General features: G+C 35.2%; 21 protein-coding genes. 9 read left to right on the top strand and 12 right to left on the bottom strand.

Annotation, left to right across the window (positions count from 1 at the left end):
* Positions 1-13 precede the first annotated feature (13 nt).
* The 6 genes from Bandiella_RS03240 to ruvX all read right to left on the bottom strand — a co-directional run bounded on the left by Bandiella_RS03240 (position 14) and on the right by ruvX (position 4,587).
* A complete protein-coding gene (locus Bandiella_RS03240) occupies positions 14-760 on the bottom strand; it encodes an IS1 family transposase (protein ID WP_323733090.1) in 747 nt (248 codons plus the stop codon).
* 18 nt (positions 761-778) lie between these two features.
* The gene (locus Bandiella_RS07505; RefSeq protein ID WP_407651265.1) at positions 779-970 is read right to left on the bottom strand and encodes a hypothetical protein; all 192 of its coding nucleotides are present in this window, start codon (positions 968-970) and stop codon (positions 779-781) included.
* 143 nt (positions 971-1,113) lie between these two features.
* Positions 1,114-1,494 carry an IS1 family transposase gene (locus tag Bandiella_RS07510; RefSeq protein WP_407651267.1) on the bottom strand — a complete coding sequence of 127 codons (381 nt, stop codon included), beginning with the start codon at positions 1,492-1,494 and terminating at the stop codon, positions 1,114-1,116.
* Entirely contained in the window at positions 1,407-1,832 is a 426-nt protein-coding gene (locus Bandiella_RS03245) for an IS1/IS1595 family N-terminal zinc-binding domain-containing protein (protein WP_323732659.1), read from the bottom strand. The genes Bandiella_RS07510 and Bandiella_RS03245 overlap by 88 nt, the downstream gene beginning before the upstream one ends.
* A 437-nt stretch (positions 1,833-2,269) precedes the next feature.
* The gene (locus Bandiella_RS03250; protein WP_323733342.1) at positions 2,270-3,700 is read right to left on the bottom strand and encodes an Npt1/Npt2 family nucleotide transporter; all 1,431 of its coding nucleotides are present in this window, start codon (positions 3,698-3,700) and stop codon (positions 2,270-2,272) included.
* Positions 3,701-4,131: 431 nt separating this feature from the next.
* On the bottom strand, positions 4,132-4,587 hold the full coding sequence (gene ruvX, locus Bandiella_RS03255; RefSeq protein ID WP_323733343.1) for a Holliday junction resolvase RuvX: 456 nt from the start codon (positions 4,585-4,587) through the stop codon (positions 4,132-4,134).
* 40 nt (positions 4,588-4,627) lie between these two features.
* Here ruvX and gatC point away from each other — a divergent pair, with 40 nt between their 5' ends.
* A complete protein-coding gene (gene gatC / locus Bandiella_RS03260; RefSeq protein ID WP_323733344.1) occupies positions 4,628-4,915 on the top strand; it encodes an Asp-tRNA(Asn)/Glu-tRNA(Gln) amidotransferase subunit GatC in 288 nt (95 codons plus the stop codon).
* A gap of 1 nt (position 4,916) precedes the next feature.
* A complete protein-coding gene (locus tag Bandiella_RS03265) occupies positions 4,917-5,582 on the top strand; it encodes a response regulator transcription factor (protein ID WP_323733345.1) in 666 nt (221 codons plus the stop codon).
* A gap of 76 nt (positions 5,583-5,658) precedes the next feature.
* On the opposite strand, the gene rpmB is transcribed toward Bandiella_RS03265, so the two are convergent.
* The 3 genes from rpmB to Bandiella_RS03280 all read right to left on the bottom strand — a co-directional run bounded on the left by rpmB (position 5,659) and on the right by Bandiella_RS03280 (position 7,287).
* Positions 5,659-5,973, bottom strand: coding sequence for a 50S ribosomal protein L28 (gene rpmB / locus Bandiella_RS03270; protein ID WP_323733346.1), 315 nt, complete (start codon positions 5,971-5,973; stop codon positions 5,659-5,661).
* 331 nt (positions 5,974-6,304) lie between these two features.
* A complete protein-coding gene (locus tag Bandiella_RS03275; protein WP_323732514.1) occupies positions 6,305-6,655 on the bottom strand; it encodes a transposase in 351 nt (116 codons plus the stop codon).
* Between the two features lie 20 nt (positions 6,656-6,675).
* Positions 6,676-7,287 (bottom strand): transposase, encoded by a 612-nt coding sequence (locus tag Bandiella_RS03280; RefSeq protein ID WP_323732577.1) that lies wholly within the window; start codon positions 7,285-7,287, stop codon positions 6,676-6,678.
* A gap of 51 nt (positions 7,288-7,338) precedes the next feature.
* Between Bandiella_RS03280 and Bandiella_RS03285 the strand changes: the two genes are divergently transcribed.
* Complete coding sequence (locus Bandiella_RS03285) at positions 7,339-8,391, top strand: hypothetical protein (protein ID WP_323733347.1); 1,053 nt, start codon at positions 7,339-7,341, stop codon at positions 8,389-8,391.
* 34 nt (positions 8,392-8,425) lie between these two features.
* Here Bandiella_RS03285 and Bandiella_RS03290 read toward each other — a convergent pair whose 3' ends face one another.
* Genes Bandiella_RS03290 through Bandiella_RS03300 form a run of 3 tightly spaced genes read right to left on the bottom strand, consistent with a single transcriptional unit; the run spans position 8,426 to position 9,557 of the window.
* Positions 8,426-8,815 carry an IS1 family transposase gene (locus Bandiella_RS03290; RefSeq protein ID WP_323733395.1) on the bottom strand — a complete coding sequence of 130 codons (390 nt, stop codon included), beginning with the start codon at positions 8,813-8,815 and terminating at the stop codon, positions 8,426-8,428.
* Positions 8,778-9,170 carry a transposase-like zinc-binding domain-containing protein gene (locus tag Bandiella_RS03295; RefSeq protein ID WP_323732635.1) on the bottom strand — a complete coding sequence of 131 codons (393 nt, stop codon included), beginning with the start codon at positions 9,168-9,170 and terminating at the stop codon, positions 8,778-8,780. The genes Bandiella_RS03290 and Bandiella_RS03295 overlap by 38 nt, the downstream gene beginning before the upstream one ends.
* An 18-nt stretch (positions 9,171-9,188) precedes the next feature.
* Positions 9,189-9,557, bottom strand: coding sequence for a hypothetical protein (locus Bandiella_RS03300; protein ID WP_323733348.1), 369 nt, complete (start codon positions 9,555-9,557; stop codon positions 9,189-9,191).
* Between the two features lie 71 nt (positions 9,558-9,628).
* On the opposite strand from Bandiella_RS03300, the gene def reads away from it, so the two are divergent.
* From def to Bandiella_RS07515, 6 genes are all read left to right on the top strand, one after another.
* Positions 9,629-10,186, top strand: coding sequence for a peptide deformylase (def, locus tag Bandiella_RS03305; protein ID WP_323733349.1), 558 nt, complete (start codon positions 9,629-9,631; stop codon positions 10,184-10,186).
* 80 nt (positions 10,187-10,266) lie between these two features.
* Positions 10,267-10,878: a tRNA (adenosine(37)-N6)-threonylcarbamoyltransferase complex dimerization subunit type 1 TsaB gene (gene tsaB, locus Bandiella_RS03310; RefSeq protein WP_323733350.1), complete on the top strand. Its 612-nt coding sequence runs from the start codon at positions 10,267-10,269 to the stop codon at positions 10,876-10,878.
* A 20-nt stretch (positions 10,879-10,898) separates the two neighbouring features.
* Positions 10,899-12,329, top strand: coding sequence for an NADP-dependent isocitrate dehydrogenase (locus Bandiella_RS03315; protein ID WP_323733351.1), 1,431 nt, complete (start codon positions 10,899-10,901; stop codon positions 12,327-12,329).
* 39 nt (positions 12,330-12,368) lie between these two features.
* Positions 12,369-12,659, top strand: a complete 291-nt coding sequence (locus tag Bandiella_RS03320) for a hypothetical protein (RefSeq protein WP_323733352.1) — start codon at positions 12,369-12,371, stop codon at positions 12,657-12,659.
* Positions 12,660-12,694: 35 nt separating this feature from the next.
* Positions 12,695-13,120, top strand: a complete 426-nt coding sequence (locus Bandiella_RS03325) for an IS1/IS1595 family N-terminal zinc-binding domain-containing protein (RefSeq protein ID WP_323732511.1) — start codon at positions 12,695-12,697, stop codon at positions 13,118-13,120.
* Positions 13,069-13,413, top strand: a complete 345-nt coding sequence (locus Bandiella_RS07515; protein WP_407651266.1) for an IS1 family transposase — start codon at positions 13,069-13,071, stop codon at positions 13,411-13,413. The genes Bandiella_RS03325 and Bandiella_RS07515 overlap by 52 nt, the downstream gene beginning before the upstream one ends.
* The last annotated feature ends 12 nt before the right edge of the window (positions 13,414-13,425 follow it).

Genomic DNA, 13,425 nt, shown 5'->3' on the forward strand with positions numbered 1-13,425 from the left:
TTTTAGCAGAGTGTTAGCCAAAGATAGATATAAAATTGCCCTGCTCACTTAGGAAATTATTGTTATCCTCAAAATGTACCCAGAGCTTAATCGTAAGATCGACAACTTCTTCAGATTTTGAAACTACCTTTGTTTTTCTGGTCATTCTTGCAATTCTGTGCCTTGTGTTTGAGTTATTGGACTCAATTGAGAGTGTATGTTGTTTGCCAACAACATGTTGATGGCGAGGTATAACCTCTGAATAAACAGACCAATCGTCTGTGTAATAACTGCAATTATCTCTACTTATGATTTTCCACAATTTTCTAAAGGTTGTAACGTTACGCTTACCAACCACCCAGGCAACAACTCTCTTGAGCTCCCTACTATAGGCTTTCCATATCCATAATTTGTTTTTTTTTGAATCTACAAAATGCCACATCTCATCTATTTCAACTTCTCTCAATTCTTCCGGCACTATTGGTCTTGGTATCTTTTTAGCATACAGTATTATCCACTTATATACGCTAGTATGAGCTACTTTAAATAATTTCCCTAGCCATCTAAAGCTACTTTTTCCCATGCTGTACAATAACACTGCCAGAGCCTTCATCTCTGGCGAACAGCCTCTTAATTTAGTGCTTGTAAAATTACATCCACACTCTTTGCATTTATACCTTTGCATACCCCTAATATTACCATTCTTAACGTATTTACTGCTACTGCATTTTTTACACTCTGTATTCATATTTCTATTTTCTTTGTTGCTCGCTATATTCATTTTAGCATCTTATCTATCTTATGGCAACACTCCCCTTTTTAGATGCCTTTCGATAATATTGCATCCAGCATTTACTGGAGGCAATAGTTGTGGCCATGCATACCATCTCCAAATAAGTGGTTCGGCTTTTATGGTAGATTTCAAATAATGCATAATCAGCTTATAATTTTTGATTTTATAATAAAATATTATAGTTATGACATAAATCATATTAGTCAAGCAAAAATAATCAAAAGCTACTACGTAACACTGAATGGCGAAATCATAAAAGAGAAAATTGGGTTAGTCATAGTCATATATATACCTCTCGTAAACTAAGAGTTAGCAAATTTATAGGCGATAGAGGGGAGTGTTCATAAATAGATAGAAAGAGCTAAAGCTTTGTTAAAAAATAAAACAAGGGATAATCTTAGCATTTCAGAACACTTGCTAAAGCGTTTAGTCTTGCGATTTAATCTAGCAAGCATATCCCTTAAGGAGGAATTGAAGCTCTCAACCAAACAAGTTTCAGACTTTGTCTGCAGATGTATTTGAGCAATTTTATAATGACAATAGACCTCATACCCATCTGTACACATATAACGAATTTGGTATTTTTCTCCTAGCTCACGAGCTAAATCTACGTAATTTTCTTTATCACCTGAACCTACTTTAAACGCAACAGTTTTGAATCTGTCCCTATCGACAGCAGTCCATATTCTTGTTTTATTCTCTTTTTTTTGACGTATGTATATAGCTCATCCATCTCTAATATCTCTATACGCCTCTTATCTCCCTCTATCTTTTGATTCGTCACCATCTCATCTACTACTTTCCCTGCTTGTTTGATCCAATAAAATACTGTACTTAACGGGATATTTAATATGTGAGCTATCCTCCTAATTCCGCAGTTATTTAGATACATCTTTATCACCATGCTCCTCTCTTTATTACCATATTTCCAATTCTTCCTACCATCTCCTTCTGTAAAGTTTTTATTACAACTCTTACATTTGTATCTCTGCTTTTTCCTTGCATATCCATTTTTTGATACCCCTTTCCCTTTGCAATATTTACATTCTATTTTCTCCATTTTTCCCTTTCTTTTTTTTCCTTCCCTCTCCTTATATCACATTCTTTTCTTCTTTCCTATCCCTTTTAAAACACTCCCCGATAGAGAACTTGGAAAAGAGATAGGAATACAAGCGATGAGCATGAGGAGCGTACTATTTGTACGTGATGAAATGCGAAGTCCGAAATATTTTGAGGCCAATTTTTAAAGTTAGCGGAGTATATAATTACTTCTCTTTTTTTATTCAGTTGGTATATTTCCAATTCAGCTATACTTTTCTACTAAATCATCCAAAGTTCGCTCTATCTTCTTTATTTTTTCTTTTTTCTTGTTGACTTTCAAGACGGTATCAGTGGTCTTACATTGGCGAAATATAATTGGACAACAGCTTGATATGGGTTAAATCGCTGCCCCATATCAAGCTGAATTTTCATAGCATTTCGCTGTAAAATTTTTTGTTAGTTGGTGATTTTGTTGAACTCTTTAGCCAGCATAAATACAGCAACAAACCACACAACCATAATAACTAAAAACACCCCAAAGAAAATTGGTGACAGATTTACCAGTGTTGCTCCAGGGATTGCAGAAAGCATAACCCATTGAATAACCGCACCACTGGATTTACCAACCCTACTTCCAATGACATCTGCCGCAGCTTTACCTTTTGACTTCAAAGCTTCGTCAAGAGGAATATATGCCATTTCTTTTGTTGCATCAAAAAATGCATATTTTGTCGCTTTACTTAGAATGTTCTGAATCAAGCCAGCATATACTGCAACCACTATTGGGACTAATGTAAGGAACGGAAGTAACTGCATAATTTCAACCTGGTATATTGAAAAGACGAAGAATATAATCCCGGTAATAACTATAATCATTGGGGTTAGTAACGCTGCCGTTCTCCAAGATATAATCCGCATAATGTAAGAACCAGTAAGCATAGCAGCCATGCAGACCAATCCAGTATAAGTTTGCAAAACACCCATAAAACCAGCATAATCCTGAGGATTTGGGTAAACCATTCTGGCTTGAGCTTTCCAAACTCCCTCAACCAGATTGATTGAAAACCCATAGCACAGGATTAAAAGAGCTATCAACCCAATGTATTTTGAAGTGAATACATATTTCAGCCCTTCCAAAAATCCGATTTTTTTCTTACTTTTTTTAGTCTCTGCATTTATAACTTCGTTTGACACCAACACATTTGATAAAATCCAGAATAACAAAGACAATACAACACCTCCTATAGCGACCGATGAGTTGATATAGATCAAAGAATCTTGCCAACCATTTACTGTATAACTTTGGTTAGTAAATATCTTTGTTAATTGGCCTGCCATTAACATACCAATTTGGGCAACCAAACCAAACAATGGGTATAACCTTTTCGCTTCTTCTATTTTAAACACTTGGTTTGCAATTTGCCAAAACATCAATGCCAACATAAGACTTCCCCATAACTCAGCATATATATAGTAAAGTGAATAAGCCCAATCTTCAAACATCACGAATAGATATCTGAATACTGGGAATTGACTTGAAACAGCACTTAGGTCGATATGAAAATCTTGAATATTAGGAAAGATTACAAAACTAAATAGCACAAAGTAACCAATAAAAAGCAAGTTAAAAAGATGAAAAATAATGGTTTTATTTAACACACTAGACAATTTCGTATAAATTAAAGTGAACAAAATGGCAGCGGGCAACACACCATATAGTTTTATTGTACTAATAAGCTCAGCACCCATATACGAAACAACAATTGTATCCTTAGTAATCCTTTGTATGCTGTATACAAAGACGATAAGGACCATCATCAGAGATATTACTATAAATTTAGAGAATTCTTCTTTTCTTACCGGAAGATACTTATAAATGTCTATCATAAATGCTTTTTACAAACCTCAATATTTTAAATTGCATTATTGTATAGATTTTAAAGCAAAAGTATATATATTTTTTTCTTAATGAACAAAATTTATGCATTTATTTCTTAAAATTCGACACTATGCACCTCTGATAATAAACGTTGGTAGAATGTATACACCTCTCGTAAATCAAGAGTTGATGAAATTTATAGACAACAGAGAACTTGGAAAAGAGCGAGGAATACGATTGATGAGCATGAGGAGCGTACAAAAGTACGTGACGAAATGCGAAGTCCGAAGTATTTTGACGCCAATTTTTCAAGTTATCGGAGTATAGACGACAAATAACTTTAAAAAGAGTCAGGAATACGATTGATGAGCATGGAGAACGTACAATAGTACTCTGACTTTATGCGAATTCGGACATATTTTGAGGCCAATTTTTGAAGTTATGTGTTTTGAAAAAAATTTTCCAACAGAATGCAAGCAGCAACAATATCGTCTATTTGGTTTCTTTTCTTTCGTTTGATGTTGCTCTCTTTTAACAAAGTGTTTGCAAGAGCAGTTGTGCACCTTTCATCACTCAGAATGGTTGGGATATGAGCTTTTGTCGCTAATGTTTCGGCAAACTTCACAATATGCTTTGCATTCGCTGCGATGCTACCGTCAAACTTCAACGGAAGGCCTATAATTATCCCATTAATGTCCATCTCTTTAATTAAGGTTAACAATACTTCTAAATTCTTCTCTATATCTTCAAACACCTCAGTTGGTATAGCTAATCTGATTTCAGAATTGTATATAGCTAAACCTGATTTTCTTGCACCAAAATCGATCCCCAAAACTTTAAAAATTTTTAGTTCTTTAAGGGTTTTTAAAAAATCAGCTTTACTTTCGCATATCATGTAGTAAAAGTGTATTATGCAATGAAATCTAGAGCATATAATGGACAATAATAGAGCTGAAGTAAAGAAGATAATGCAACTGGCAAGCCTGTCTTTTGTTGAGGATGATCTGGCTCAATACCAAAAAGATCTGAATAACATAATTGACTTATTCGACAAGCTAAAAGAAGTGAAAACCGATGGGGTTGAACCTTTGCTAAACACTCTCGATGATGATCTTAGACTAAGAGAAGACTTGATCATTAAAGAAAACAGTAGGGAAGATATTTTTAAAAATGCTCCCAAAAGCAAATACGGTTTTTTTACGGTTCCCAAAATGATCGAATAGGATGTTGTATCATATACTAATTGTTGACGATGATGATGAAATCAGAGAGCTTTTATCGGAATATTTGCAACGGCATGAATATGCAGTGAGCGTTGCTTCCGACACTAAAGCAGCAGAAGCATTAATTGATACATTCCAGTTTGATGTAATTATATTGGATGTTTTAATGCCGGGAGAGACAGGTGTTGAGTTTTTAAAGCGCAGGAACAATCTTAAAACCCCAGTGATTATGTTGACTGCTCTTGGGGATGTGGATGACAGAATAAATGGCCTGGAAAGTGGAGCTGAAGATTATATGGCCAAGCCATTCGAACCAAAGGAATTGCTGGTTAGGGTGAAGAAATTAATAGCAAGATTCCAGAACACCTCGCTAATAGAGAAAACGGTGAAATTTGGCGATTATGAGTTTGATTGGGAAAATAAAAAACTATTGCAAAACGGCAACAAAATACAATTAACGACCAATCAACGTGATTTGATGTATATTTTTATTAAGAACATAGGTATTGTTATGAATAGGGAAGAAATTGCGAAACAATTATGTCATGTCAATATCAGAACAATCGATACTCAAATTACAAGACTAAGAAGTAAAATAGAAAAAGACCCCAAAAACCCTGAATTTTTACAAACCGTAAGAAACCAAGGATACGTTTTATGGGCGTAAATTATGCAAAACAGCTAGGGACTTGGCAGTTCCTCTGAACAGACACCTTCCGTTCTATCAGAGGTAAATCTTGATATCAACCAAGGTTTACTTGGTTTTGCTCCCTTTTTTCGAGTACTTTTTTAATTCTTTTCTTTATTTTTATCGCTTCAGAAGCAAGTTTGGAATCTGAAGTGCTTAACAAAAAATCATCCAAACCGTAGTTATGTTCAATGGTTCTTATGCTTCCCGGAGTCGCTTTGAACTTTACAAAAGCGCCAAGTATATCGCTTCTTAGCGAATAGCTCTGCATGTTAGGCAAAAACCTTCTTCTAGTTTTACGATTTGAGTGTGAAACGTTGTTTCCCACAACAATTCCCTTGTTTACATCGATTTGACATTTCCTTGACATTGTATGCTCTGTAAATAAAACGTTTAGTAGCCATTAGTAACAATTTTTTTACCAAATGACAAGCAAAAATTATCTTTCGAAAAAATAAGTTGGGTTTTGTATTGAAACATTGCGAAGTCAGTGTTAGAATCCCGCATATCAAAATTATAAAAGGGGAGCGTTGAAAGATAAAATAAGGATAAATGTGATGGTTTGATTTAAGGAAGTTTGGACCATGGTCTAAAAAAATTAACAAAAAACTGGTTTCCCCAAGAATTCAAAAGATTTCTTTGAGGTGGGATATGGTAATTTTTAGCTTTTTATTGATTCTGCGAAGCGTGATTTTATGAGCTTAGGCAGTAAGAACCGTTAAACGTTTTAAATTAAAGCAGATAGCATTCATAAATTCAGCAAACTGATTTTTGGCAATTCCTATGTATCGCAATCGTTTATTATCTTGAGAAAACACCCTCTCAAACGGAGCCCTTATGGAAGTATAGTATCGATCAAGGTCAAAATTCTTTTGCTTCATATTGTTTTTCTTGATGGCGCAAAAATGAATACCTCTGCTTTTAGCTGCATTCTTTGCTGGTGCAACACAATACCCTTTGTCAGCATAAACTGCTCCACTATTTGGTAAAACATGCGCAACTCCCTTTGCATCGGTAACATTAGCAGGCGTTATAGCAACCTTGTTGATCATTCCGGATTGAATATCTACGCTTACATGTTTTTCTTATAGCCATACCAAAATTTACTACCACCCTTGCACCCTATTTTGGCTTGTTTATCATGTGCGACTTTAGGCAAGACTTCGTTGTTAAGTTTTTCATATTTTTGTTTTCTGGCTTCATCCCGCTCTTCCCATAAATTAGCTTTGGAGATCAAGTGACTTGCATCAACAAAAGTAAATACCTCGCTCATATATCCTTGAGATTTTAGTTGATCTCTAAAAATGGCAAAGATTTTTGATAACAAATTTGTTCCTATCTTTGAGCGGATTCTACTAAAAACGCTATAATCAGGTGTGGCTTCGGTTAAATCAAAATCACAAAACCACTTGGCTGCAACACTGTCACTCAAATATCTTTCTAGTTCACGATCTGACAAATCTTCCATAAACTGTAACAACAAGCATTTAAATAAACGTAAAACACCATATCCCTTATAATTAGCAGGAGATTCAATTCCCTTCAGCTCTTGCTCTGCTGCCCCAAAATTAAACAGCTCCTTAAATTTGCGATATTGATGCTCACTACCAACCAATTGATCCAAACATACCATTATTATTTGATGCGCTGATGACATTTTTCTCTTCTTTATTCTGTAATCCACTCCACTATACCTTTCTTTATTCCATCTTGCAACACTCCCAAAAGTGAGTTTGTGTGGTTAAATGGTTTGTTATACCGGCTATTTGCTTATAGATACTACGGTACTGATTTTTGGAAAGAGATTGGCAACGATATAAGCTGGGCGTCAAAGCGTCTTCCAAATCGAGATGAGTTGTTCACAATGTCTTGGCCATTGGCATCGGCTAATGTTATAGTTGAGCCCGTGATGAACAGTCTTTCTGAACGCAACCCTGTGGCAAAATCTGTAGTTAGAGACTGGACAAAAATACCCTCTACGATTGCTTCTTGGTGGGAGGCTAACGAAATAGGCGGCACTGGAATAAAGTATGATGAGGGAAGTGTATATGGTAGCCTGACAAAAACTGTTTGTAAGTCTTTGATAATCTCTGCGTATAGCGCTTTCCACACCAAATCTGATTCTGGACACTTAGAGGGTGTTAGTCGAACATCTAATTATGTATGTGAGCCGGTAACACGTGTTTTTGGTTTAACTTCAAGAGAAAGACAAAAACAAAACGCAACGGATACAGACTATATGGAATTTGCTGCGAACAACATTAATGCAGAACTACTTATCCAAGCTGCAGTAGAAGGAATTATGAAGATTGCTGCCGCAGATCAAGCGGGGCAATTTCTCTCCAAATTTGGCATCTTTTCTTTTCTTAAGTCCTCGTATATTGCAATTGAAAATAAATATATTGATTTTGCCATTGGCACAAGTGGGAGCTATGCACTTCTAACCGAAAGGCTACATGCGTTATATAATGCTAAAATTGGTTTACAGAAAAAAGTACTCGTGATGCCGTCACTTATTATTTTGGATTTCGGTTTAAAAATAACGTTAGAGATGATTACCACCTGTTTATTAACACCAACTTCGAGGATAACGCAAGATATTGCTGGAAATGCTATAAATCTGGCTTATGACTGGTATGTTGATATATTTTGCCATAAGGATCATGACAACATATTGTGTGCGAAGAAGATAACTACCTCTGAGCATTATGATGACAACATTGCGGATGGAGTTTGTACGGGCGATGGTATGAAAGAAGCTCAAGATATTGTGAATCTTGAACTTTAGTTCTGTCCGCTCACCTAACAAGATATTCAGAGTGTTAGCCAAAGATAGATATAAAATTGCCCTGCTCACTTAGGAAATTATTGTTATCCTCAAAATGTACCCAGAGCTTAATCGTAAGATCGACAACTTCTTCAGATTTTGAAACTACCTTTGTTTTTCTGGTCATTCTTGCAATTCTGTGCCTTGTGTTTGAGTTATTGGACTCAATTGAGAGTGTATGTTGTTTGCCAACAACATGTTGATGGCGAGGTATAACCTCTGAATAAACAGACCAATCGTCTGTGTAATAAGTGCAATTATCTCTACTTATGATTTTCCACAATTTTCTAAAGGTTGTAACGTTACGCTTACCAACCACCCAGGCAACAACTCTCTTGAGCTCCCTACTATAGGCTTTCCATATCCATAATTTGTTTTTTTGAATCTACAAAATGCCACATCTCATCTATTTCAACTTCTCTCAATTCTTCCGGCACTATTGGTCTTGGTATCTTTTTAGCATACAGTATTATCCACTTATATACGCTAGTATGAGCTACTTTAAATAATTTCCCTAGCCATCTAAAGCTACTTTTTCCCATGCTGTACAATAACACTGCCAGAGCCTTCATCTCTGGCGAACAGCCTCTTAATTTAGTGTTTGTAAAATTACATCCACACTCTTTGCATTTATACCTTTGCATACCCCTAATATTACCATTCTTAACGTATTTACTGCTACTGCATTTTTTACACTCTGTATTCATATTTCTATTTTCTTTGTTGCTCGCTATATTCATTTTAGCATCTCATCTATCTTATGGCAACACTCCCTTCTTCTCATTGCTATTAATGAGTGCACCAACCGTTTTTGCAATATCTTTTAGGTTATCGGAATTGCCAGTTTTGTTATTAGTATCACCGTTTTGTTTGTTGCTGGTATTAGACTTACCCATGCTGCCATTTTTGCTAATAGAGAATGAATTTACGGTGCTCTTAATATTGCCAATTATATTCGACGGGTTAACATTTTTAAGGTTTGGCAAAGTTAAACTCCACTTATCACCGCTTGACATGCTTATAAAAAAATATACTATCGCCAATGACAGCAGCATTATTATTGTTCTAATGCCTAAGAAATATAATAGCAAAAGCACAGGCATTGAATATAGTAGATAATCTAACATAAAAATGATCCAATATGGCATATAAGCCAATAGTAGCAAATTAATTCTACATAACAATAAAAAAGTTTAATATGGGTAGTAACAATATTTTACCATTAGTATTAGAGCCAAATCCATTGTTGCATCAGGTTTCGCATCTTGTTACTGATATAAATGAAGAAATAAGGGATTTTGCTCAAAAACTGATTGCAACGATGCAATACCACAATGGCCTAGGTCTTGCCGCTGTGCAAGTCGGAGTTTTAAAAAGAATCATAGCCATTGACATAACAAACAAGGGACAAGTTGAAGACGATTATCTTAGGTTAAATGAAGGACCTATGATTTTGATCAACCCTGAGATTGTTGAGCATTCAAAGGACACAAAGGTATATCAAGAGGGTTGCCTCTCTTTTGGACACATTTATCCAGAAATTGCAAGGCCTAACAAGATAAAAGTGAAATATTGGGATTTAAACGGAGTAGAAAATTTACTTGAAGCATCAGACAACATCATCTCCTCATGCATTCAGCATGAAATAGATCATACCAATGGAATAGTTTTTGTTGATCGACTTTCAAAACTAAAAAAAGAATTTATGATAAAAAAATATCTAAAGTGGCGTAAAATGCAACAGCATAACCTTTAGTAATAATAGAAATTAGAAATGTTGCAAAATGACACAATAGAGGTTATGTTGGGACACTAATATTGCTATTTTGGGTACAGATGATAGGACTAGCATTGGACACTTCATACTTATACGCCTCTGTTGCAATTATACAGGATGGGAAAGTGGTGTGTGTTAAAAATGGGGAAAAGCCCAATGAGCAAGCTGAGGTTATGAACATCCTCATAGAAGAAGCTATGGAGATGGCAGAACTGAAATTCCAAGACCTACAATATACAGCAGTCAGCACTGGGCCAGGCAGATTTACAGGGTTGAGAGTTGGTATATCTGTTGCCAATGCGCTTTGTTTTGCATTAAAGACACCATTGATACCTGTCTCGAATTTTGAAGCCATTGCTTATATTTATCAAAATAACAATCAAACTTTGCATGATAATATGGGGATTATCATAGAAGCAGGAGTTGAAAAATACTATTTTCAAAAATTCAATAAAAGTGGTGTTATTTCCGACATATCAATTATAAGTAAAGACCTGGTAAGGCAATTAAAAGAAACACATTTCTTGGTGGGCAATACAGAAGGAGCGCACGAACAAATTCAATTAAATGCGGTATATATAGCACTTTATGCAGATTGTAAAACGAAAAACACAACGCTTCTTCCTTCCGAATACCTCAAACCACAATATATTTTAGATAACTACATATAATATTTTAAGAGTATAAACATATGACACAAAACACAATAACAGTTGCTTATGGAGATGGAATTGGCCCAGAAATTATGGAGTCGGTTTTAAAAATTTTGAGCCATGCAAAAACAGGGTTACAGATAGAAACCATAGAAATAGGAGAAAAAGTTTATAAAAAGGGCTTCTCTTCTGGCATAACAGACGATGTATGGGAAGTCATTAATAGGAATAAGGTATTATTGAAAGCTCCAATCACAACCCCTCTGGGCAGAGGATATAAAAGTTTGAATGTAACTTTTAGAAGAAGCTTGGGTTTGTTTGCAAATATACGTCCTGCAATATCTTACCACCCTTTTATTGGCACTTTTAGAGATATGGATATTGTGATCATAAGAGAAAATGAAGAAGATTTATATTCAGGAATTGAATATAAATTAACACAAAATGCCACAATGGCGATGAAGCTAATTTCAGTACCAGGATGCCAAAGAATTGTAAGATATGCTTTTGAATATGCACGTGCAAATAATAGAAAAAAAGTAACTTGCGTTACAAAGAGTAATATATTGAAGATTACAGATGGATTATTTCAGGATGTTTTTTCCCAAATTGCGCTTGAATACCCAGAAATACAAGCAGAACATATGCTAGCTGATATTGCGTCTGCAAGAGTTGCAAGTAGGCCTGAAAATTTTGATGTTATCGTTACGTTAAATTTATATGGAGATATTCTGTCTGACATTGCATCTGAAGTCTCTGGTTCTGTGGGTCTGGCAGGTAGCGCAAACATTGGGAAAGAACACGCAATGTTTGAAGCAGTTCATGGTTCTGCACCTGACATTGCAGGGAAAAATATAGCAAATCCGTCTGGACTTTTAAATTCAGCAGTAATGATGCTTAGATATATGGGGCACCATAAAGAAGCAAATCAAATTTACAATGCTTGGTTAAAAACAATTGAAGAGGGGTATCACACCGCAGATATATATACAGATGAGCAAAGCAAGGAGAAATTATCCACAACAGAATTTACCCAAGCAGTTATTGGTAATTTTGGAAAAGAACCCAAGCAACTGATCAATCAACATGTTTCCAAGGAAAATAATAAGATTAATGTCACAGAAAGTATTATAGTTGATGAAGTGATTGAATTGGTTGGGGTAGATGTATTTTTAAGAAAAAGTTTCACACCAGCTTTGGCGGAAGAACTGAAAAATTTAGATAACGCATTCAGACTGCATATGGTGTCTAACAGAGGGTTGCTAATTTGGCCAAGAGGTGCTGATATTTGTCCAGTGGATTTTTATAGGTTTAGATTCTTAAAGGCGGATAACGTCTCTAACATAACTCAAGATGATGTTCTAAGATTAATTAATAAGATAAATGAATTAAAGTTTGAAATTATGTCAATAATCAATTTAAATACCTATGATGATAATTTAGGCTTCAGCCTAGCACAGGGAGAGTAAGTATTGATACTGAAAAAATTTGACACAGCTATAAGCTGGATGGGTTCTGCGACGGATAAATCTAAGTCGGAAAGTTTTAGGCTTTCTTGGCTTAGATTGGCTAGAACCAAGAATGTTGGAGCCAAAACATTTATTGAGCTAATGAACTTATACGGCGATCCTCAGCTGGCCCTGGAAAATGTGGATGTTTTAGCTAAAAAAGGTGGAGCAAAAGGTGATAAGTTAGTCCCGAGTATTGCCGTTATAGAAAAAGAAATTCTTGAAACTGAGAAACACGGTGCAAAAATTGGGAGTGTTTTAAAAAGGATAGGAAAGAAGAAAAGAATGTGATATAAGGAGAGGGAAGGAAAAAAAGAAAGGGAAAAATGGAGAAAATAGAATGTAAATATTGCAAAGGGAAAGAGGTATCAAAAAATGGATATGCAAGGAAAAAGCAGAGATACAAATGTAAGAGTTGTAATAAAAACTTTACAGAAGGAGATGGTAGGAAGAATTGGAAATATGGTAATAAAGAGAGGAGCATGGTGATAAAGATGTATCTAAATAACTGCGGAATTAGGAGGATAGCTCACATATTAAATATCCCGTTAAGTACAGTATTTTATTGGATCAAACAAGCAGGGAAAGTAGTAGATGAGATGGTGACGAATCAAAAGATAGAGGGAGATAAGAGGCGTATAGAGATATTAGAGATGGATGAGCTATATACATACGTCAAAAAAAAGAGAATAAAACAAGAATATGGACTGCTGTCGATAGGGACAGATTCAAAACTGTTGCGTTTAAAGTAGGTTCAGGTGATAAAGAAAATTACGTAGATTTAGCTCGTGAGCTAGGAGAAAAATACCAAATTCGTTATATGTGTACAGATGGGTATGAGGTCTATTGTCATTATAAAATTGCTCAAATACATCTGCAGACAAAGTCTGAAACTTGTTTGGTTGAGAGCTTCAATTCCTCCTTAAGGGATATGCTTGCTAGATTAAATCGCAAGACTAAACGCTTTAGCAAGTGTTCTGAAATGCTAAGATTATCCCTTGTTTTATTTTTTAACAAAGCTTTAGCTCTTTCTATCTATTTATGAACACTCCCCAAA

Source organism: Candidatus Bandiella woodruffii (assembly GCF_034359465.1).
In the GTDB taxonomy this organism is placed as follows: Bacteria; Pseudomonadota; Alphaproteobacteria; order Rickettsiales; family Midichloriaceae; genus NDG2.